Source organism: Bacteroides fragilis NCTC 9343 (assembly GCF_000025985.1).
GTDB lineage: Bacteria > Bacteroidota > Bacteroidia > Bacteroidales > Bacteroidaceae > Bacteroides > Bacteroides fragilis.
Genome location: NC_003228.3, coordinates 1,593,523 through 1,613,799, shown reverse-complemented (window position 1 = coordinate 1,613,799; position 20,277 = coordinate 1,593,523). Strand labels below are relative to the sequence as shown.

Sequence of the window (20,277 nt, the reverse complement as noted above, 5' to 3'; positions counted from 1 at the left end):
TGATGAATCAGATTCTTAAGCCACACAATCTTCCCCCCTCCTTTCAAGGGAGGGGGTGGAAGATAAGTATCAAAAGTTGGTGGAAACCTGCCCTTTTCCTCCTTCTTGTCCTGTATATATTTTGCCTTCCCAGCCAATTATTCACCTCCCCTTATTCTACCGTCGTAACAGACCGGAACGGTGAACTTCTCGGTGCCCGTATCGCCACGGATGGACAATGGCGTTTTCCCCCGCGCGACAATATTCCCGAGAAAGTTGCCACTTGCCTGATTGAATTCGAGGATCGCCAGTTCTACCATCATTGGGGAGTCAATCCTTTGGCAATAGGCAGAGCCGTAGTTCAAAACCTCAAGCACAAACGTATCGTCAGCGGAGGAAGTACCCTTACCATGCAGACCATTCGGTTGGCTCGGAACAAGCCGCGTACATTCAAGGAAAAGCTGATTGAAATGGTATGGGCCACCCGTTTGGAATTTCGTAAATCTAAGAAAGAGATACTGTCACTTTACATTTCACATGCCCCCTTCGGAGGAAACGTAGTAGGACTGGATGCGGCCGCCTGGCGATACTTCGGACATTCGGCTGAAGAACTATCATGGGCAGAATCGGCCATGTTGGCTGTACTCCCCAACTCACCCGCCATGATCCATCTTTCGAAAAGTCGGCAAGCACTCCTCGATAAACGGAACCGACTATTGACACACCTGCATAAAAAAGGAATTTTGGATACTTCGACATATGAACTGGCCATCAGTGAACCACTTCCGCAGGAACCTTTACCTCTTCCACACATAGCGCCTCACCTGACAGACTATTTCTATCAAACCCGAAATGGAAAATACTCCGTATCGACCATCGACAGAGGTATACAGACTCAAATTGAAAGTTTGGTAGAACGATGGAACAGTGAATTCAAACGGAGTGACATCCGTAATCTGGCGATTCTTGTGATTGACATCCGGACGAATCAGGCGATAGCCTATTGTGGCAATGTACATTTCGACAAAGAGCAGAGCGGCAACCAAGTAGATGTCATCCGGTCGCCACGGAGTACCGGCAGTATTCTCAAGCCTTTTCTTTATTATGCCATGCTACAAGAAGGAGAAATTCTCCCAAATACTTTGTTGCCGGACATTCCCGTCAACATCAATGGGTTCACTCCACAAAATTTTAATCTGCAATTTGAAGGAGCCGTACCGGCCTCGGAAGCCATTGCACGCTCTCTTAACATACCTTCGGTAACAATGCTGCAACGTTACGGGGTACCTAAGTTCCACAGTTTCCTGAAACAAATCGGACTGACTACCCTGAACCGTCCCTCAAGCCATTACGGACTTTCTCTGATTCTGGGAGGTGCAGAAGCCACGTTATGGGATATCACTTCGGCCTATGCCAACATGGGACGCAGCCTCAACCGGTTACCTCAATTCCCGTGTACACTCCTCCTGTCGGATTCCACCTCCGTTCATCGTCCATCGTTCCAATCCGGAGCCGTCTGGCAGACTTTTGATGCAATAAAAGAAGTGAACCGACCGGAAGAAATAGACTGGCGTACCATTCCTTCCATGCAAACCATTGCCTGGAAAACCGGTACCAGTTATGGTTTCCGGGATGCCTGGGCAGTGGGTGTAACTCCTAAATATGCAGTGGGTGTATGGGTAGGGAATGCTACGGGTGAGGGAAAACCCGGGTTGGTTGGTGCCCGTACGGCAGGCCCTGTCCTGTTCGATGTATTCAACCTGCTCCCTTCTTCTCCCTGGTTCGAACGTCCTCAGGGCGAACTGGTTGAAGCAGAAATTTGTCGGCAGTCCGGCCATCTGAAAGGACGATTCTGTGAAGAAACAGATACTTTGCTGATCCTTCCGGCAGGTCTCAAAACAGAAGCTTGCCCTTATCATCACCCGGTCACCTTATCGGCAAATGAACGGTTCCGAATATACGAGAATTGTGCCAATAGCGAACCGGTTGTCCGCCGTAACTGGTTTACCCTTCCTCCCGTATGGGAATGGTATTATAAGCAACATCACCCGGAATATCGTCCTCTCCCTCCCTTTAAATCAGGATGTGGAGAAGACCGGTTCCAACCGATGCAATTTATTTATCCGCCAATGGGAGCCCGTATCCATCTGCCCAAACAGATGGATGGCAGCAAAGGGCAGTTGACTGTCGAACTGGTTCACAGTCATCCGAATACAACCATCTACTGGCATCTGGACGAGACATACCTGACGCAAACGCAGGACTTCCACAAACTTTCTCTCCGTCCGTCCCCCGGCAAACACTCCCTGACGGCAGTGGATGACGAGGGAAATACAATTTCGACAACGTTCTTTGTGGAATAGCCTCTAAAATGATAACTTTGTGCCATGAAACAGATTTTGAAAGAAAACGGCGGACTACCGGCTTCGATTCTTTGGACACTTGCTATTGTTGCAGGTATATCGGTAGCCAATCTGTACTATAACCAGCCTTTACTGAACATGATCCGCCATGAATTGGGTGTTTCGGAGTTCGAAACAAACCTGATTGCCATGGTAACGCAGATCGGATATGCCCTCGGACTATTGTTTATCGTCCCCTTAGGCGATTTGTATCAGCGAAAGCGGATCATTCTCACCAGCTTCTCCATATTAATCGTTTCGTTGCTGGTGATCGCGATGGCCCCCAACATCCACGTCATCCTGTGTGCCTCGCTCCTCACCGGCATCTGTTCGGTGATGCCACAAATATTCATCCCGATAGCTTCCCAGTTCTCACGTCCGGAAAACAAAGGGAGAAATGTAGGAATCGTCGTATCGGGACTACTGACCGGCATTTTGGCCTCACGTGTAGTCAGCGGGTTTATAGGAGAACTGTTTGGTTGGCGTGAGATGTATTACATCGCTGCCGGCATGATGCTGATATGTGGTATGGTAGTCATGCGGGTATTACCGGACATACGCCCGAACTTTCAGGGCAAATACAGCGACTTAATGAAGTCTTTGCTTTCACTGCTGAAGCAGTATCCCGAGCTCCGCATCTTTTCAGTCCGCGCCGCACTTGCTTTCGGTTCATTTCTGGCCATGTGGTCATGTCTGGCTTTTAAAATGGGAAGTGCCCCCTTCTACGCTGACAGCCACATCATCGGTATGTTAGGATTGTGCGGCATTGCCGGCGCCTTATCAGCCTCTCTTGTAGGTAAGTATGTACGGAAAGTGGGAGTCAGACGATTCAATTTCATCGGATGCGGACTGATCTTATCAGCTTGGTTGCTTCTCTTTATCGGAGAGAACTCCTATTGGGGAATCGTTGCCGGTATCATCATCATCGATATCGGCATGCAATGTATCCAATTGAGCAATCAGACCCGTATCTTCGAACTCTGTCCGAGTGCTTCGAACCGCATTAATACTATTTTTATGACAACTTACTTCATAGGAGCCTCCACCGGGACATTTCTGGCAGGAACTTTCTGGCAGGCATTCGGTTGGCATGGAGTCATAGGCACAGGAGTGGCCTTGACTACCGGCTCACTGCTGATTACCTTTTTTTCAAAACGATAATCCGAATAGTAACAAAAGTTGTTATATAAATCATGAAGTACGGAGTAAACAGACAAGTGTTATTAATCACAGCCGGCATCGTCTGGATAGTGGCGGGAGCTAATATTCTCCGGATTGGTATTGTCACCTGGCTTAATGACTCACAATATTGGCTTTTTAAGGTAGGCGAAGCCACAGTTGTTTTCCTGCTCTTTTTTGTCCTTGTCTTCCGAAAGCTCTACTACAAACACACTCGCCGGATTGAGCAAAAGAAAAAAGAGAAAAATTGCCCCTTTTCTTTCTTCGATGCAAAGGGATGGATCGTCATGTGTTTCATGATAGCAATGGGAATCACCATCCGGACATTACACCTGTTGCCCGACACTTTCATTTCGGTATTTTACACCGGACTCTCACTGGCACTTATGTTCACAGGCACATTATTTATACGCTACTGGTGGCGCAGAAGACCACATACTTAGTACCCATGCAAGAGCTCTCTCCGCTCGTTTTTCACAGAGGTCGCCCCCAGAACAGCAGGGAAAGCCGAAGGGAATAAAAGACCTAATGCCACATAAACTACCCTCCCTATAGAGAAAGCTCAAATATCAGTTAGTATTTCCGGACAGTTATTAAACTCCATACCGCCAATTACCACGTATTTCTGAACGGCTGAAATCAACAGGCTCTCAGAAAAAAGGAGCATTGCCTATTCTTAATGTGGCTAAAGAACTTTTAAATATCCCGACTCAACTTCATGAAATAAATGACATTTGCGCCATTTATTGTATCTTTGCAAAATTAAAAGTGATGAAGATGGACTTGAAGAAAGAAGTGAAGGAAGAGTTTATCCGTTTCCAACGAAATGAGAAAACCGAAAGTATCGTATACGAACGACTGGCCTCTATTGAAAAAGACGAATCGAACCGCAAAGTATTACGTCTGATCTCAGCAGAAGAAAAAGCGCACTATGCCACACTGAAGAAATATACGGAAACCGACGTTGCACCAGACAAGTTGCGTATAGCCAAATATTACTGGCTGGCAAGAATCCTGGGTATTACATTTGCCATTAAACTGATGGAGTCAAGTGAAGAGAATGCACATCATGATTATGCCAAATATACAGATTATCCGGACCTCCGGCAATTGGCCAATGAAGAAGAAGTTCATGAACAGAAATTAATCGGGCTAATCAACGAAGAACGACTTGAATATATGGGTTCGGTAGTGCTCGGTCTGAATGATGCTTTGGTGGAATTTACCGGGGCATTGGCGGGATTCACTCTGGCCTTGAGTGACTCCAGGCTGATAGCCCTGACGGGAAGCATCACGGGGATTGCCGCAGCTTTATCAATGGCTTCTTCCGAATATCTCTCGACCAAATCGGAAGGAGGAGAAACGAAACATCCCATAAAGGCCGCCATCTATACGGGTATTGCTTATATCATCACGGTAGTGGCGCTGGTTGCTCCCTTCATATTGATCGAAAATGTACTGATAGCTTTGGGAGTAATGCTGGCCATGGCTTTGGTAATCATTGCATTATTTAATTATTACTATTCGGTAGCACGCGGAGAAAGTTTCCGCAAAAGATTCACCGAGATGGCAGTACTTAGTTTCAGCGTAGCCGGCATTAGCTTTCTGATAGGCTATGCACTGAAAACATTTACAGGAATAGACGCTTAAACATAAAAAAGGAAAAGAAGAATCATGAAAAAAGCCCCCTCACCTCTTGTTTCTCTGATCCCTCTGGTCGTATTGGTTATCATGCTATTTGCCACCATACGTACCTTTGGCAGCGATGCACTCAGCGGAGGTAGCCAAGTGTCCCTGCTGACTACAACAGCCGTTTGCATACTGATCGGTATGGGATTCTACAAAATAGGCTGGAAAGACTTTGAACTGGCTATCACAAACAACATTACAGGCGTATCTACCGCCCTAATCATTCTGCTGATTATCGGCGCATTGAGCGGTGCATGGATGATAAGCGGTGTGGTCCCCACATTGATTTATTACGGAGTGCAAATCATACATCCCAGTTTTTTCCTGACCTCTACCTGCATTATCTGTGCCTTGGTATCGGTTATGACCGGAAGCTCCTGGACTACGATTGCTACCATCGGAATCGCTTTAATGGGCATTGGCAAAGCACAGGGATTCGAAGAAGGCTGGATAGCCGGAGCCATTATTTCGGGCGCATACTTCGGAGATAAAATCTCTCCATTATCGGATACGACAATATTAGCAGCCTCAGTTACCGATACTCCCCTCTTCAGACATATCCGCTATATGTTGATAACTACCGTACCTTCACTAATCATTACCTTGGTTATCTTTACAGTAGCCGGATTGTCACACAATGCCGGAAGCACAGAACATATAGCCGAATTCTCGGCCGCACTGGCAGGAAAGTTCCACATTACACCATGGCTGCTGATTGTACCGGTAGTTACAGGTGTACTGATTGCTTGGCGGGTACCTTCCGTCATCACCTTATTTCTGTCGGCGGCATTGGCAGGGGCATTCGCCGTATTCTTCCAACCCGACCTGTTACAGGAAATATCCGGTTTGCAAAATTCCGAAGGCACACAGTCCATCTTCAAAGGACTGATGATGACTCTTTATGGAGGGACCAGTCTACAGACAAGCAATGAAGCACTCACCGAACTGGTGGCTACCCGGGGTATGGCAGGCATGATGAATACGGTATGGCTTATTATCTGTGCGATGTGTTTCGGCGGGGCTATGACTGCCGGCGGCATGTTAGGAAGTATCACTTCCGTATTTGTCCGCTTCATGAAAAATACAGTCAGCATGGTGGCCTCTACGGTTTGCTCTGGTATTTTCCTGAACCTCGCCACAGCCGATCAGTATATTAGCATTATCCTGACCGGAAACATGTTCCGGGATATTTATGAAAAGAAAGGTTATGAAAGCTGTTTGCTCAGTCGAACCACGGAAGATTCTGTTACAGTGACCTCCGTATTAATACCATGGAACACCTGCGGAATGACGCAAGCTACGATACTGAGTGTTCCTACACTGGTTTATCTTCCCTATTGCTTCTTCAACATTATCAGTCCGTTAATGAGCATTACGATTGCTGCCATCGGATATAAAATTGTGAGACGCAAGTGAACAATCTGAAAAGGGAGTTGTTCTTGGAATAAACGAACAACAGTTTTAAACCTAAACAAAAAAAAGTTATGAAAAAGTTTATTGCATTAGTAGCATTAGTATTAGTAAGTGCATCGACTTTAATGTATGCACAAGAGTCACAAAGAGACATACGCCGCGCTGACCGTAAAGCACAAAGAGACGCAGAAAGAGCCAGACTGAAAGCTGAGGAACAAGCTGCCGACCAAGTGGCCTATCAGCAAGCCGTACAGGCTATCAAAGACAAACAGTTTGTACTGGAAGCCGATCAGGTAATCTTCAAACGCGGCCAGACAGCTTTCGTATCGTCCAACACTAACTTTGTAATGTTGAACGGACAGAGAGCAACCGTACAGGTAGCGTTCAATACTCCGTATCCCGGCCCTAACGGAATTGGCGGTGTAACAGTGGACGGAACCACTTCGGATGTAAAAGTGACTACCGACAAACGAGGCAATGTGAACTGCAACTTCAGCGTACAAGGTATCGGTATCTCGGCACAAGTCTTTATCACATTGACAAACGGAGGCAACAACGCCACTGTGACCATTAATCCGAACTTCAACTCCAATACATTAACGTTGAGCGGCAACCTTGTTCCGCTGAACCAGTCGGATGTATTTAAAGGCCGTTCATGGTAATAAGAGTGACGAGACTCTATTTAAGCTCGTAACTAATTCACATAACTCCGCTGCAAATCGCACAAAAAGTGTACATTTGCAACGGAGTTTTTTTATGGACAGATTATGAGAGAATATATCATCGCAGATAATCAGGACATCACGAAAGCAGGAATGATGTTTCTGTTAAGCAAGCAAAAAGAGGTAAGCTTGTTGCTGGAAGCCGACAATAAGATGGAGTTGGTCCAGTTGTTGCGCATTCATCCGCAAGCGGTGGTTATTTTAGACTATACACTATTTGATTTTTCCGGTGCAGATGAATTGATCATCCTTCAGGAACGATTCAAAGAATCAGACTGGTTATTGTTTTCGGATGAATTGAGCATCGGATTTCTGAGGCAGGTATTGTTCAGCAGCAATGCTTTCGGAGTCGTGCTGAAAGACAACTCCAAAGAAGAGATAATGTCGGCCCTGCAATGCGCATCACGAAAAGAGCGCTTTATCTGCAATCATGTAAGCAATCTGTTATTATCGGGAAGTGGAAATGTAAACACTGCTTCAGCCGTGCACACTTTCGTACCGCAGGAAGACCGTCTGCTCACACCGACGGAAAAAATAATCTTAAAAGAAATAGCTTCCGGCAAAACGACCAAAGAAATAGCGGCAGAGAAGCATCTGAGTTTTCATACCATCAACAGTCACCGAAAAAATATATTCCGCAAACTGGGAGTGAACAATGTGCACGAGGCTACCAAATATGCCATGCGGGCAGGCATTGTGGATCTGGCGGAATATTATATCTAAAGCAGAAGAGCGTACCGAAAATCAACCCAAATACACCGATTCATACAGACCTCGAGCAGCGACCGATTATTAAGCCGCATCTCTGTACAAACCGGTGTCATCTGAAGGAGCTTTCGTTATATTCTTATCCTATTTCTCCACTCCCGAAACAAACCCGGGATTCGGCGTCATAAATCACGCCAAACTGTCCCGGTGCAATTCCCTGTAATTTTTCGGAAGAAATAATCCGGTATCCCTCTTCGTCATGTAGCAAACGGCCTTTGATAAACTCAGGTGTATGCCGGATCTTAAATGTTACTTCCTCCTCGCCTGTCGAGCCTTCCCACGGGTTATCTGTAATAAAATTGAAGTCTTTCATCCTGAATTCATAACCATACTGCTGCTCGGCATCATAACCGTGGGAGACGTAAATAATGTTATCCTGAATATCCTTCTTCACAACGAACCAGGGTCCTCCTCCCAATCCCAATCCTTTTCGCTGGCCAATGGTATGAAACCAATAGCCGCGATGAGTACCAATCTTCTTACCTGTTTCAAATTCGATCACCGCCCCCTCTTTTTCTCCCAGAAAGCGACGGACAAAATCGTTATAATTTATCTTGCCCAAAAAGCAAATTCCCTGACTATCCTTCCGACGGGCACTGGGCAATCCGGCCTGCAACGCTATCTCACGCACTTCATGCTTCATCAGCCCACCTATCGGAAACAACAATTTCGAAACCTGCAAATAGTCAATCTGGGCCAGGAAATCAGTCTGATCTTTTATCGGGTCCTTGGCTGTACCCAGCCAGGTTTTCCCGCCTAGTTGCAAGGTCGTAGCATAATGTCCGGTTGCCGTAAGATCGAAATCTTTTCCGACCTGCTGCTCGAAACAGCCAAACTTAATCAGCTTGTTACACATCACATCCGGATTCGGAGTCTGCCCCTTCCGTATCTTTTCTATGGCATAAGCAGCCACATTATCCCAGTATTCCCGATGTAAATCGACAACCTCCAGTGCTAAACCGTAGCGTCGGGCTATGGCAGTAGACAGTTCTATATCCTCTTCGGCAGAACAGTCCATGTATTCCGCCCCATCCATACCTATTTTGATGTAAAACAGTGTAGGCTTGTAGCCCTGCTCACAAAGCAGATGTACAACAACCGAACTGTCCACTCCTCCCGATAATAATGCTGCTATATCCATTTTTTTAAATTTTCTCTAATGCCTGACGTAAGTCATCAATAATGTCCTCAATATGCTCCGTACCTATCGAAAGTCTGACCGTTCCGGGTTTAATCCCCTGTTCCTCCAGCTCCTGCGCATTCAACTGCGAGTGTGTGGTAGTGCCCGGATGAATCACCAGCGACTTCACATCGGCCACATTGGCCAGCAAAGAGAATATCTGCAGACTATCGATAAACTTCTGCGCTTCCTCCGTTCCTCCCTTTACCTCGAAAGTGAAGATAGAACCTGCCCCGCCAGGAAAATAACGTTGATAGATGGCATGATCCGGATGACCGGGCAATGATGGATGATTAACAGCCGCTACCTTCGGATGGTTCACCAGAAAATCAATAACCTTCAAAGCATTGGCCACATGCCGTTCTACACGCAAAGACAAAGTCTCCAACCCTTGCAGCAAGATAAAAGCATTGAACGGGCTGATGGCAGCACCCGTATCGCGCAGCAACACGGCACGTATACGGACAATGTAGGCAGCAGCCCCGGCAGCATCGACAAACCGTACCCCATGATAACTTGCATCCGGCTCGGTCAGTTGCGGGAATTTACCGGAAGCAACCCAGTCAAATTTACCGGAATCGACAATAACTCCTCCCAACGAACTGCCGTGTCCGCCAATGAATTTTGTGGCAGAATGTACCACAATGTCTGCCCCGTGCTCAATGGGACGGATAAGGTAAGGCGTACCGAAAGTATTATCCACAATCAGCGGAATCCGATATTTATGGGCAATGGCAGCTACGGCATCCATATCGATAATATTGGAATTGGGGTTTCCCAGAGTTTCAATGAATATCGCCTTTGTATTTTCACGAATCGCCCGTTCGAAATTAAAAAGATCGGACGGATCTACAAAAGTGGTCGTTACTCCATAAGCAGGCAGAGTATGCGCCAGCAAGTTATATGTGCCCCCATAAATGGTCTTGGCAGCCACAATATGATCACCGGAACGGGTGATATTCTCGATAGCATAGGTCACGGCAGCAGCTCCGGAAGCCACGGCAAGCCCACCTACTCCCCCTTCAAGTGCTGCGATGCGTTCCTCCAATACTCCCTGAGTGGAATTGGTCAGTCGTCCATAAATATTCCCAGGGTCTTGCAATCCAAATCGTGCGGCGGCATGGGCCGAATCCCGGAACACATAGGAAGTTGTCTGATAAATAGGTACGGCACGCGCATCGGTTGCCGGGTCGGGAGTCTCCTGTCCAACATGGAGTTGTAAAGTCTCAAAATGTAATTTTTTCGTTTCCATTTGCTATCTATATTTAGAGTTCATTGTCAGTGTCCAATCTTTATATGTGGCAAAGATAGAGGAATCCGGTATGGAAAGAAATCGCACATTGAAGGCATTTTTATACCACAATCGTGGTAGATAGAGCAGGTTATTAACTACATTTGCAGGCAAATAAAACATTATTGATATGAATAAACTTCTATACTGTTTCTTTTTATCATTTTCTGTCATGGCTACCTCGGCATGTACCGATGATAAGGAAGAACGGGAATTTCCTCCGGCCCCCGATTTCAGCCTGATGATCCTGAAAGAGAATCTGCACAGTAACGGAGGCGACGTATTACGCACCGATACTTATGTATACGATAACAATAAACTAACGACCCATACCACATTACAGGAGTTCTACGGGCAGAGCCTGACCCACGAAACGACTCTCTCCTACTCCGGTAACGAAGTGACATTGGCAGATGAAAACGGAAATACCGCCATTTATATCTTAGGAAGTGCGGGATATGCCACCGAATGTACTTACAAATTGTCCGACCAGGTCAGAAAGTACACCTTCACCTATTCCGGTGAATATCTTACCCGGATCGATGAAGAAATAAACAGTACGCCTTATTCTTCCGTAGAGTTGGCATACGACGACAACGGGAATTTAAGCCATATCATTGCCAATGGCTTGCAAACCAATTATCAGGCGGGAAATACGGAGAACCTGTATCAGCTCCCTTGCCTGCAAGTTTGCGAAACTTACCCCCTGTCTTTCCACAACGACGCTATTTATGCCGGACTGTTGGGCCGTCAGTCCAAACACCTGATTATCGGCAACACTCCGGAAGAAAACAAAGAGGAGTATACAAAATACACTTATGAACTGGATGAAAACGAAAAGCCAACCGGAATCATCGCTAAGACCACTTCTACAGGTACTGTGATCGACATAAACGGTGATGCATACGATGAAACAAAAACAGACACGAGAACCATCGGCATCACCATCGAATAAGGGGAACGACTTCAATCCTGCCTCCACGAAGTAGTAATGTAATGCCCCATAACAATATATGTTATTTCGATTACATATATTGTTATGGGGCATTACATATATTGGCATTTTCCTTACAAACAATTCCTCCCCGGACTCACCGGCACCTCTCCGGATGCCATACGCCGAGGGAGGAACGGGACGTATAATCCCATGATGCTCCTTATCACTCGCTCTTTACTCTCCGGCAAAGAACTTGCTGAAGAAAAGAATCTGATAATCAATGGAATTATTCCAGTATTTTCCATTGTGTTCACCGGGACGGGTAATAAAATCATGATCTATCTTGCGGCCCAACAACCGATCGTGAAAGTCTTTGTTCACATTCAGAAAAAAATCATCCTCACCGCAATCTATAATTAAAGCAAGATCACCATTCTGAATCTTGTCGAGTTGATTGACTACCGTATGTTCATCCCATATTCTTTTATTTGAGGCCAGTTCACCCAACTGCTTGTTCATGCTCCAGTTTTTGGGGAAAGGACGGATATCGACACCTCCGCTGGTGCTTCCTGCCGCTCCAAACACGTCTTTATGGCGAATACCTAACCACATTGCCCCATGTCCTCCCATGCTGAGACCGGTAATGGCACGTCCCTTCCGATCAGCAATCGTTTTATAATTACGGTCAATGTAGTTCACTAACTCTGAAGAAACAAACGTTTCATATCGGTACGCCGGATTCTTGGGGCTGTCCCAGTACCAACTGTCTTTGCCATCGGGACACACAAAAATGATCCCTTTTTCATCTGCTATTTCCGGCAAGTTCGGTTTTATCTGAATCCAGGTCTTAGCATGACCGCCATACCCATGCAACAAGTAAAGTACCGGACAAGCCGCTGCATTTTTTCCCAAAGCAACATCAGGGGTCACTACCAACACCTGCACCTCCTTATTCATAGAGGGACTCTTCACCATCAGCGTATCTACCCTTGCGGCACTAAGCGGCAATACAAATAAAAGCAGACAAGCCAAAAATAAATTTCTTCTTTTCATTTTTAATCTATGTTTTTTAGAGTTTGTCTTTTCAATCTTTCTCTTCCAAAGCAGAAGGGTTGAATTCCGTAACCGGCTTTTCGAAAGCTTTCCCACAATGGTCGCAGATATATTCCCAATGATTGCCTCCGGGCGGGACAGTAGCCAGCATAGAAACAATGGCAGCGCTGACAGCCCTCACACGATGCTCCTTTTTAAGAACAAACTTAATCCGGTCCGAACCGCAGAAAGGACAAAACTTCTGTTCTTCGGGTATCATCTGATTCTGCCTCAGCAACTGCATGGCTGCTTCATAATCGCAATCCGCCACCAAGACATCCACTCCTGAGATGTCATGGACAAAACCCCGCAACAAGGTCGACATATTTTCATTATGTAATAGAGAATCAATACCTTCATTAGCAAGTGCTCCCTGTATAATATGAGCTTGAAAGGCATCATCGCAAGTAATCAGTTTTACGGTTTTCATCTTTTCTATTTAAAACTTTCCCACAAAAATAGCAGATAAAAACGAGAGACGAAACCATTTTTATATAACTTTGCACAGAATTCACAAAGTATATCGAACCGGGCCAATGAAGAAAAATGTTTTGCTCCTGTTGTTACTCGGCCTGCTCACCACAGTCAGTGCGCAACCGACACACCGAATAAAGGGAACTGTGATTGACAAAGCCAGTCGTCAACCGCTGGAATTTATCAATGTACTGGTCTTAGGGCTGGGACGCGGAGGAGTGACAGATGCCGAAGGGCACTTCAACATCGGAGAAGTCCCTCCGGGCATTTATCGTCTGCAGGCGTCTGCTGTAGGATACAAAACCATACTCACCCCCGAATATATCGTCTCTACTAAAGATCTCACCATCCAAATAGAAACAGAAGAAAACCTGACCGAATTAGAAGGAGTCACGGTTACTGCTTCTCCTTTCCGAAGAGACCCGGAGAGTCCTGTAGGGCTACGTATCATCGGATTGCAGGAAATCGAGAAAAGCCCCGGAGCCAACCGGGATATCTCACGTATTGTCCAATCTTATCCGGGCGTTGCCTTCTCCCCTGCCGGATATCGAAATGACCTGATCGTACGCGGAGGATCTCCTTCCGAAAACCGTTTCTATCTGGATGGAGTAGAAATTCCCAATATTAATCATTTCAGCACTCAAGGGGCCTCGGGAGGTCCGGTGGGCATCATCAACGCAGACTTGATTCGTGAAGTCAATTTCTATACGGGAGCTTTTCCGACCGACAGAGGGAATGCCATGAGTTCGGTACTCGACTTTAAGCTTCGGGACGGAGATATGGAACGCAATTCATTAAAAGCAACTTTAGGAGCCTCGGAAGTCTCGTTAGCATCGAACGGACATATAGGAAAGAAGACATCTTATCTGGTTTCGGTGCGTCAGTCATACCTCCAGTTTTTATTTGACATGTTGGGGTTACCTTTCCTGCCAACTTTCACCGACGCACAATTTAAACTGAAAACTCGCTTCAATGCCAACAACGAGTTGACAATACTCGGGCTCGGAGGAATCGATAACATGAAACTGAATACCAAGCTGGATGGAGAAAAAGCGGAATACATATTGAGTTACCTGCCCAAGATACAGCAGGAGACTTTTACACTGGGAGCCGTATACCGTCACTATGCAGGCATACATGTACAATCTGTAGTCGTCAGCCACAGTTACCTGAACAACCGCAATACCAAATATCTGAATAATGACGAAAGCAGTGCGGACAACTTATCCCTGAAGTTGCGCTCAGTGGAACAGGAGACCAAATTCCGGATAGAGAACACCTCGACTTTCGGTAATTGGAAAATTAATTTCGGAGCCAATCTGGATTATTCCCAATACACCAACACCACCTTTCAACGAGTGTATATTGATGAAGGCAGGACGTTTGATTATCACACATATCTGGGTATGTGGCGTTGGGGCATATTCGGAACCATCAACTATGCAACTACCGATGAACGATTCACTGCCTCACTCGGCGTACGGACCGATGCCAACAACTTTTCTTCCGGCATGAAAGGGATGGGCGACCAACTCTCACCCCGCCTGTCACTATCATACCGGCTGACAGACGGATTATATTTAAGTGGAAATGCAGGACTATATTATCAGCTCCCGCCTTATACCGGATTGGGATTTAAAGATAACAATGGAGCATGGGTCAACAAATACCTCCGTTACATGAGCGTCAGTCAAGAAAGTCTCGGCCTGAGTTGGCATCCGGGAAATACATTCGAACTGTCTGCCGAAGGTTTTTACAAACAATATGATAAAATACCGTTCTCCATCGCAGACGGCATCCCCCTGGCTTGCAAAGGCAATGACTACGGAGTCATCGGAAACGAAGCCTTGTCCTCTACCGCCCAAGGACGTGCATACGGCATAGAAATATTAATGAAATGGCTGATAGCTAAAAAACTGAATCTGGCATCCTCGTTCACCCTGTTCAAAAGCGAATACCGCAACAACAAACAATCGGAGTACATCGCTTCCGCTTGGGACAACCGGTACATTTTCAATATGAGTGGAACTTATAACTTTCCACACAACTGGAGCCTGGGCATGAAAATCAGCTGTATAGGAGGAGCACCCTATACCCCTTATGATGTGGAAAAATCATCTCTTGTTACGGCATGGAATGCACAGGGACGTCCATACTATGACTACACAAAGTACAATACCGGACGCTTGCCCGCCTTCGGCCAACTGGATGTACGAGTGGACAAAACATTTTATCTGAAACGCTGTATGTTGGGATTCTACATCGATTTGCAGAATGTGACAAACAGCAAATTCAAGCAACCGGATATCCTGATGAGTACAGGCGTTATCGAAAATCCATCCGCCCCCATGGCAGAACAGCGCTACAAAATGAAATACATAACCCAGAAAAGCGGAACATTAATGCCAACCTTGGGTATCACATTTGAATATTAAATCTCGAAACAACTATATTATTAACTATAAAAACTCACAAAATGAAAAAAAGAATTGTTTTTATTGCGGCACTTTTATGCGGAATGTGCTTCACGACAGCATCCGCACAGTTCAAAATCGGTGGAAAGAAAATCAATGTAGGCAAAGTGGTACAAGCCGGTAGCGACGCAGCGAAAGCCATCACCTTGTCCGATTCGGACATCGCAGCCATGAGCAAAGAATACATGCAATGGATGGACACCCACAATCCGCTGACCGCAGCCGACAGCGAATACGGCAAACGCCTGGAGAAACTGACCGGACATATCAAAGAAGTAGACGGACTGAAAGTGAATTTCGGAGTATATGAGGTTGTCGACGTGAATGCTTTTGCCTGTGGTGACGGCAGTGTCCGCATCTGTGCCGGATTGATGGATATTATGACGGACGATGAAGTGATGGCAGTTGTCGGACATGAGATCGGTCACGTGATTCATACAGACTCTAAAGATGCCATGAAGAGTGCATATCTTCGTTCGGCAGTAAAGAATGCTGCAGGAGCAGCCAGCTCTACCGTTTCCAAACTGACTGATTCGGAACTGGGAGCTATGGCAGAAGCATTAGCCGGTGCCCAATATTCTCAGAAGCAAGAGAGCGAAGCCGATGATTATGGTTTCGAATTCAGCATCAAACATAACATTGATCCGTATGCAATGTACAATGCTCTGAACAAACTACTGGAACTCTCAGCCGAGGCCCCCAAAGAGTCTAAATTCCAGAAAATGTTCTCTTCACACCCCGATACAGCCAAACGTGTAGCACGCGCCAAAGAAAAAGCAGACAACTATACTAAGAACAAGTAAGTTCGAGAACCACAAAACTGAGTTTAACCGAGGCCGGATCCCAATATATGAGGTCCGGCCTCGGTATTTTTGAAAAAATTCATTAATAATTCCGATAGTTTTTGCGTGAGTCCGTACTTTGGTGTAATTTGCGGTCATGAAACTATTCAAACTTATATGGAATTCTTAGTAATTATTCTTTTACTCGTACTGAATGGCATTTTTGCCATGTACGAGATTGCCTTAGTATCCTCAAGTAAAGCACGTCTGGAAACCCTGGTCAGCAAAGGGAACAAATCTGCCCGGGGAGTATTGAAACAATTGGAAGAACCCGAAAAATTTCTTTCTACCATTCAGATTGGTATCACGCTGATCGGTATCGTATCGGGTGCTTTCGGTGGAGTAGCCATTGCCGATGATGTGACTCCGCTCTTTGCCATGATACCGGGAGCCGAAGTCTATGCAAAGGACCTGGCCATGATCACAACCGTAATCGTCATTACCTACCTGTCACTGATTATCGGTGAGCTTGTACCCAAATCCATCGCTCTCAGCAATCCCGAGCGCTATGCAACCTTGCTGAGTCCCGTCATGATTCTGCTGACCAAGATTTCATTCCCTTTTGTCTGGTTGCTCAGCATTTCCACCCGCCTGCTCAACAAACTGATCGGTCTGAAAAGCGAAGAACGCCTGATGACTCAGGAAGAACTGAAAATGATTCTTCACCAAAGCTCGGAGCAGGGTGTGATTGACAAAGAAGAAACCGAAATGCTACGTGATGTCTTTCGCTTTTCGGATAAACGTGCCAACGAACTGATGACTCACCGACGTGATCTGGTGGTGCTACATACGACTGACAGCAAAGAGAAAGTGCTTCAGATCATCGACAACGAGCATTTCAGTAAATACCTCCTGATTGATGACGACACCGACGAAATAGCAGGTGTGGTTTCTGTGAAAGATATCATACTGATGATAGGTAGCGAACAGGAATTCAACCTTAGAGAAATCGCACGTCCCGCCTTGTTTATACCCGAAAGTTTATACGCTAAAAAAGTTTTAGAGCTATTTAAGAAGAACAAAAATAAGTTCGGAGTTGTTGTAAACGAGTATGGCAGCACAGAGGGAATCATTACCCTGCATGACTTGACCGAAAGTATCTTTGGAGACATTCTGGAAGAGGACGATACGGAAGAAGAGGAAATCGTTCGCCGACAGGACGGCTCCTTGTTGGTAGAGGCTTCAATGAATATCGGAGATTTTATGGAAGAGATGGGAATACTCTCTTATGATGATATCGAATCGGAAGACTTTACAACTTTAGGCGGATTGGCTATGTTCCTGATAGGACGTATTCCCAAAGCCGGAGATATATTCACTTACAAAAACCTTCAGTTCGAAGTAGTGGATATGGACCGTGGAAGAGTCGATAAGCTGTTGGTTATTAAGAGAGAAGAGGAGGAATAGCAACTCACTTTTTATATTAATTTAAAGCACTTAACAATGAAAAAAGTAATTATGTTAGCAGCCGTCGTTGCTGCATTGGTATCCTGCCAATCAAAAGGAACGAAAGCTGAAGAAGCAGTCGCAGACAGTCTGGCAGTAGCTATGGAACCCACAATGGAAGAAACCCAGGTATATGAAGGTGTGCTTCCTGCTGCTGACGGTCCGGGTATCCGTTACGTGTTAACTTTGAACACACTGGCGAACGCAACCGATACAACGTATACACTGGACGTCACTTATCTGGATGCTGAAGGTAAAGGCAAAGACAAGACTTTTACTTCTAAAGGAAAGCCGGTAAAAGTGGAGAAAACCGTCAAAGATAAAAAGAAAACGGCCATCAAACTGAATCCGAGTGACGGAAGTGAACCTGTTTATTTCGTAATTGCCAATGATACTACCCTGACACTGGCTGATGACAGCCTGGAAGTATCGGAAAGCGATCTGAATTACAACATTATCCGTGTAAAGTAACGCCGAATTAGCTTAAACTTACAAAAACAAAAGCCACGCTGTACATATTGACAGTGTGGCTTTTCTTGTTTTATCGGCCCAGAAATTATTTCGTCAGTTTCTCAAAATATGGCAAACGTTCAAGGGGAACATCTATTGTCATTGTCCGCGGCCCTTTAAACACCTTGCCCCGATCATCTTTCCATCTACCCTTTGGCAACATTACGGTACGGCTTGTTCCGGATGTCAGCATCGGAGCTACCAGATATTTATCCCCCAGCATAAACTGGTCTTTGCAATCGATGAATCCCTGGTGAGGATACTGATATTCCATGTGGCGAACAATGGGTTCACCGGTCTTTGACGCATGTTTTGCCAACTCCAAAATATAATCTCCCATTTGCTGGTGAAGATGGGCATACTTCGCACAAATAGCCACATTCTCTTTACTGAGAATACGCCAAGGAGCTACCGAGAATTGCATCATTGGCATCAGGGCATGCACCTGGCACGAACGTACAATAAGTTCTTCATCAAATTTCTTCACATTCAGAAAAGCTCCGAATTGTCCTCCGCCTACCATATCGGGACAAGTATAATAATGCCCCAACAATCCGGCAGCAGTCATATCGGGAATCAATAACTGAGTCGCACGCCAAGAATAATCTTTATCACCCAGCCGCTGTACCAATGCCTGGCCACCCAACTTCCAAGATGCACGCAATTCATTGTAAGGAAAACTCAAACCTATCTCAGCCCATTTTTCCATAAAAGTATTCACATTGGCATTCTTATCATGAAAAGTATACTCTCCTGTCATATAAGCTACGTCTCCACCATCAAACTTAAATCCGTCGATACCATATTTTTCTTGATTGGCTTTTAACTGTTCCTTCAGATAATTCATAGCCTCCGGATTTGTGGTATCATAACAGGCACTGTAACCATTCCACCAATGAATAATGGCCGTGCGCCCGTTTTTATCTTTCAACAAATATCCTTTTGCTTCCAATTCACGGAATTCGGGACTATCGGGCGAAACATAGGGAGCCACCCACAACATCACCTTGAATCCCATCCGGTGCAACTCGTCTGTCATCCCTTTCGGATCCGGAAACCTCTCGGTTTTGAAGTCAAAGTTACCATAATATCTCTGCCAGTTATCATCTACCATAAACACCCCCTGAGGAAATCCGTTCTCCACAGCTTTATGGGCATAATTCATAATGTCTTCCTGATTTTGATCATACATCAGCTCAATCCAGGTATTATATTGCGGAAGAGAAAAGAAAGTAGGTTCCGGAATCTTTCCCGAAGGTGGAAAATGTTTAGCCGATGCAGCCAGCAAAGCCTCTTTCAGCGTAGTTCCGGCCTTCACCGGCTCTATCTTTTCCGAGTCTGAATAAATAATCAGCTGCCCATCCTTTACTTCAAAACAAAACGGATTTTCGGCCCAGATATACCTGCCCTCCGAAGAAAGCATGAACGGCACTACTTGGTTGTTCATATTATTGCGTGACATGTCTTGCATCCGCAAGTGATCATTGAATGGCATTTGATTTCCTAAAGCCACGAATCCACCCCACCATCTTTCATTTTGCAGGGGTTCGATCACTGTTTTCAATTTTTCCTGTGCGACTGCACCGAGCAGCAGCACGAATGTCACGAGAAATAGTAAAGTCGCTTTTCGTTTCATGATAGTTAGATTAATAATTAAAATTCTCAAGGGGCAAAAATAGATAAAAAAGAAAGAACAGATCATCTATCGGCAAAGAATTATTATTTCCGGACTGTAGCTTCCCGCATAAAAACAGAATCTAAATTTTCCGATTCCAAATTCTTGTCCGAATTTTGCATATTACAAGCACGCACCTGTTCAAATCTCCCTTGCCTATTTTTCATCGATCGCAGCCACGGTGGTTTAGAGAAGCTTTTATCT

17 protein-coding genes are annotated in these 20,277 nt (G+C 45.5%); 12 read left to right on the top strand and 5 right to left on the bottom strand.

Annotation, left to right across the window (positions count from 1 at the left end; genetic code table 11):
• Window positions 1-2 precede the first annotated feature (2 nt).
• The 7 genes from pbpC to BF9343_RS06220 all read left to right on the top strand — a co-directional run bounded on the left by pbpC (window position 3) and on the right by BF9343_RS06220 (window position 8,107).
• A complete protein-coding gene (pbpC, locus tag BF9343_RS06250) occupies window positions 3-2,342 on the top strand; it encodes a penicillin-binding protein 1C (RefSeq protein ID WP_010992445.1) in 2,340 nt (779 codons plus the stop codon).
• A 24-nt stretch (window positions 2,343-2,366) separates the two neighbouring features.
• A complete protein-coding gene (locus BF9343_RS06245) occupies window positions 2,367-3,542 on the top strand; it encodes an MFS transporter (RefSeq protein WP_005786133.1) in 1,176 nt (391 codons plus the stop codon).
• A gap of 32 nt (window positions 3,543-3,574) precedes the next feature.
• Complete coding sequence (locus BF9343_RS06240; RefSeq protein WP_005800831.1) at window positions 3,575-4,003, top strand: hypothetical protein; 429 nt, start codon at window positions 3,575-3,577, stop codon at window positions 4,001-4,003.
• A gap of 334 nt (window positions 4,004-4,337) precedes the next feature.
• Window positions 4,338-5,210 (top strand): VIT1/CCC1 transporter family protein, encoded by an 873-nt coding sequence (locus tag BF9343_RS06235; protein WP_005786129.1) that lies wholly within the window; start codon window positions 4,338-4,340, stop codon window positions 5,208-5,210.
• A gap of 24 nt (window positions 5,211-5,234) precedes the next feature.
• Complete coding sequence (locus BF9343_RS06230) at window positions 5,235-6,665, top strand: Na+/H+ antiporter NhaC family protein (RefSeq protein WP_010992442.1); 1,431 nt, start codon at window positions 5,235-5,237, stop codon at window positions 6,663-6,665.
• Between the two features lie 68 nt (window positions 6,666-6,733).
• Window positions 6,734-7,324 carry a DUF4251 domain-containing protein gene (locus BF9343_RS06225; RefSeq protein ID WP_005786125.1) on the top strand — a complete coding sequence of 197 codons (591 nt, stop codon included), beginning with the start codon at window positions 6,734-6,736 and terminating at the stop codon, window positions 7,322-7,324.
• A 105-nt stretch (window positions 7,325-7,429) separates the two neighbouring features.
• Window positions 7,430-8,107: a LuxR C-terminal-related transcriptional regulator gene (locus BF9343_RS06220; RefSeq protein ID WP_005786122.1), complete on the top strand. Its 678-nt coding sequence runs from the start codon at window positions 7,430-7,432 to the stop codon at window positions 8,105-8,107.
• A 124-nt stretch (window positions 8,108-8,231) separates the two neighbouring features.
• Here BF9343_RS06220 and mnmA read toward each other — a convergent pair whose 3' ends face one another.
• Both mnmA and BF9343_RS06210 read right to left on the bottom strand, forming a co-directional pair.
• A complete protein-coding gene (gene mnmA / locus BF9343_RS06215; protein ID WP_005800832.1) occupies window positions 8,232-9,293 on the bottom strand; it encodes a tRNA 2-thiouridine(34) synthase MnmA in 1,062 nt (353 codons plus the stop codon).
• 4 nt (window positions 9,294-9,297) lie between these two features.
• Complete coding sequence (locus BF9343_RS06210; RefSeq protein ID WP_010992441.1) at window positions 9,298-10,584, bottom strand: O-acetylhomoserine aminocarboxypropyltransferase/cysteine synthase family protein; 1,287 nt, start codon at window positions 10,582-10,584, stop codon at window positions 9,298-9,300.
• Between the two features lie 169 nt (window positions 10,585-10,753).
• Here BF9343_RS06210 and BF9343_RS06205 point away from each other — a divergent pair, with 169 nt between their 5' ends.
• Window positions 10,754-11,578 carry a DUF4595 domain-containing protein gene (locus tag BF9343_RS06205; protein ID WP_041926189.1) on the top strand — a complete coding sequence of 275 codons (825 nt, stop codon included), beginning with the start codon at window positions 10,754-10,756 and terminating at the stop codon, window positions 11,576-11,578.
• A 216-nt stretch (window positions 11,579-11,794) separates the two neighbouring features.
• On the opposite strand, the gene BF9343_RS06200 is transcribed toward BF9343_RS06205, so the two are convergent.
• A complete protein-coding gene (locus BF9343_RS06200) occupies window positions 11,795-12,613 on the bottom strand; it encodes an alpha/beta hydrolase (protein ID WP_005786111.1) in 819 nt (272 codons plus the stop codon).
• A gap of 31 nt (window positions 12,614-12,644) precedes the next feature.
• Complete coding sequence (locus BF9343_RS06195; protein WP_005786108.1) at window positions 12,645-13,082, bottom strand: putative signal transducing protein; 438 nt, start codon at window positions 13,080-13,082, stop codon at window positions 12,645-12,647.
• Between the two features lie 106 nt (window positions 13,083-13,188).
• On the opposite strand from BF9343_RS06195, the gene BF9343_RS06190 reads away from it, so the two are divergent.
• The 4 genes from BF9343_RS06190 to BF9343_RS06175 all read left to right on the top strand — a co-directional run bounded on the left by BF9343_RS06190 (window position 13,189) and on the right by BF9343_RS06175 (window position 18,359).
• Window positions 13,189-15,561: a TonB-dependent receptor gene (locus tag BF9343_RS06190; RefSeq protein WP_032570140.1), complete on the top strand. Its 2,373-nt coding sequence runs from the start codon at window positions 13,189-13,191 to the stop codon at window positions 15,559-15,561.
• Between the two features lie 41 nt (window positions 15,562-15,602).
• Window positions 15,603-16,403, top strand: coding sequence for a M48 family metallopeptidase (locus BF9343_RS06185; protein WP_005786103.1), 801 nt, complete (start codon window positions 15,603-15,605; stop codon window positions 16,401-16,403).
• A 156-nt stretch (window positions 16,404-16,559) separates the two neighbouring features.
• Entirely contained in the window at window positions 16,560-17,849 is a 1,290-nt protein-coding gene (locus BF9343_RS06180; RefSeq protein WP_005786101.1) for a hemolysin family protein, read from the top strand.
• A gap of 36 nt (window positions 17,850-17,885) precedes the next feature.
• The gene (locus tag BF9343_RS06175; RefSeq protein WP_005786100.1) at window positions 17,886-18,359 is read left to right on the top strand and encodes a copper resistance protein NlpE N-terminal domain-containing protein; all 474 of its coding nucleotides are present in this window, start codon (window positions 17,886-17,888) and stop codon (window positions 18,357-18,359) included.
• Between the two features lie 85 nt (window positions 18,360-18,444).
• Here BF9343_RS06175 and BF9343_RS06170 read toward each other — a convergent pair whose 3' ends face one another.
• On the bottom strand, window positions 18,445-20,100 hold the full coding sequence (locus BF9343_RS06170) for a glycoside hydrolase family 31 protein (protein ID WP_005800839.1): 1,656 nt from the start codon (window positions 20,098-20,100) through the stop codon (window positions 18,445-18,447).
• Window positions 20,101-20,277 lie beyond the last annotated feature (177 nt).

Coding starts and splice junctions, on each gene's coding strand:
- pbpC (WP_010992445.1), top strand. CDS start 3: ATGAATCAGATTCTTAAGCCACACAATCTTCCCCCCTCCTTTCAAGGG.
- BF9343_RS06225 (WP_005786125.1), top strand. CDS start 6,734: ATGAAAAAGTTTATTGCATTAGTAGCATTAGTATTAGTAAGTGCATCG.
- BF9343_RS06245 (WP_005786133.1), top strand. CDS start 2,367: ATGAAACAGATTTTGAAAGAAAACGGCGGACTACCGGCTTCGATTCTT.
- BF9343_RS06200 (WP_005786111.1), bottom strand. CDS start 12,613: ATGAAAAGAAGAAATTTATTTTTGGCTTGTCTGCTTTTATTTGTATTG.
- BF9343_RS06210 (WP_010992441.1), bottom strand. CDS start 10,584: ATGGAAACGAAAAAATTACATTTTGAGACTTTACAACTCCATGTTGGA.
- BF9343_RS06230 (WP_010992442.1), top strand. CDS start 5,235: ATGAAAAAAGCCCCCTCACCTCTTGTTTCTCTGATCCCTCTGGTCGTA.
- BF9343_RS06180 (WP_005786101.1), top strand. CDS start 16,560: ATGGAATTCTTAGTAATTATTCTTTTACTCGTACTGAATGGCATTTTT.
- BF9343_RS06170 (WP_005800839.1), bottom strand. CDS start 20,100: ATGATCTGTTCTTTCTTTTTTATCTATTTTTGCCCCTTGAGAATTTTA.
- mnmA (WP_005800832.1), bottom strand. CDS start 9,293: ATGGATATAGCAGCATTATTATCGGGAGGAGTGGACAGTTCGGTTGTT.
- BF9343_RS06185 (WP_005786103.1), top strand. CDS start 15,603: ATGAAAAAAAGAATTGTTTTTATTGCGGCACTTTTATGCGGAATGTGC.
- BF9343_RS06205 (WP_041926189.1), top strand. CDS start 10,754: ATGAATAAACTTCTATACTGTTTCTTTTTATCATTTTCTGTCATGGCT.
- BF9343_RS06175 (WP_005786100.1), top strand. CDS start 17,886: ATGAAAAAAGTAATTATGTTAGCAGCCGTCGTTGCTGCATTGGTATCC.
- BF9343_RS06190 (WP_032570140.1), top strand. CDS start 13,189: ATGAAGAAAAATGTTTTGCTCCTGTTGTTACTCGGCCTGCTCACCACA.
- BF9343_RS06195 (WP_005786108.1), bottom strand. CDS start 13,082: ATGAAAACCGTAAAACTGATTACTTGCGATGATGCCTTTCAAGCTCAT.
- BF9343_RS06240 (WP_005800831.1), top strand. CDS start 3,575: ATGAAGTACGGAGTAAACAGACAAGTGTTATTAATCACAGCCGGCATC.
- BF9343_RS06220 (WP_005786122.1), top strand. CDS start 7,430: ATGAGAGAATATATCATCGCAGATAATCAGGACATCACGAAAGCAGGA.
- BF9343_RS06235 (WP_005786129.1), top strand. CDS start 4,338: ATGGACTTGAAGAAAGAAGTGAAGGAAGAGTTTATCCGTTTCCAACGA.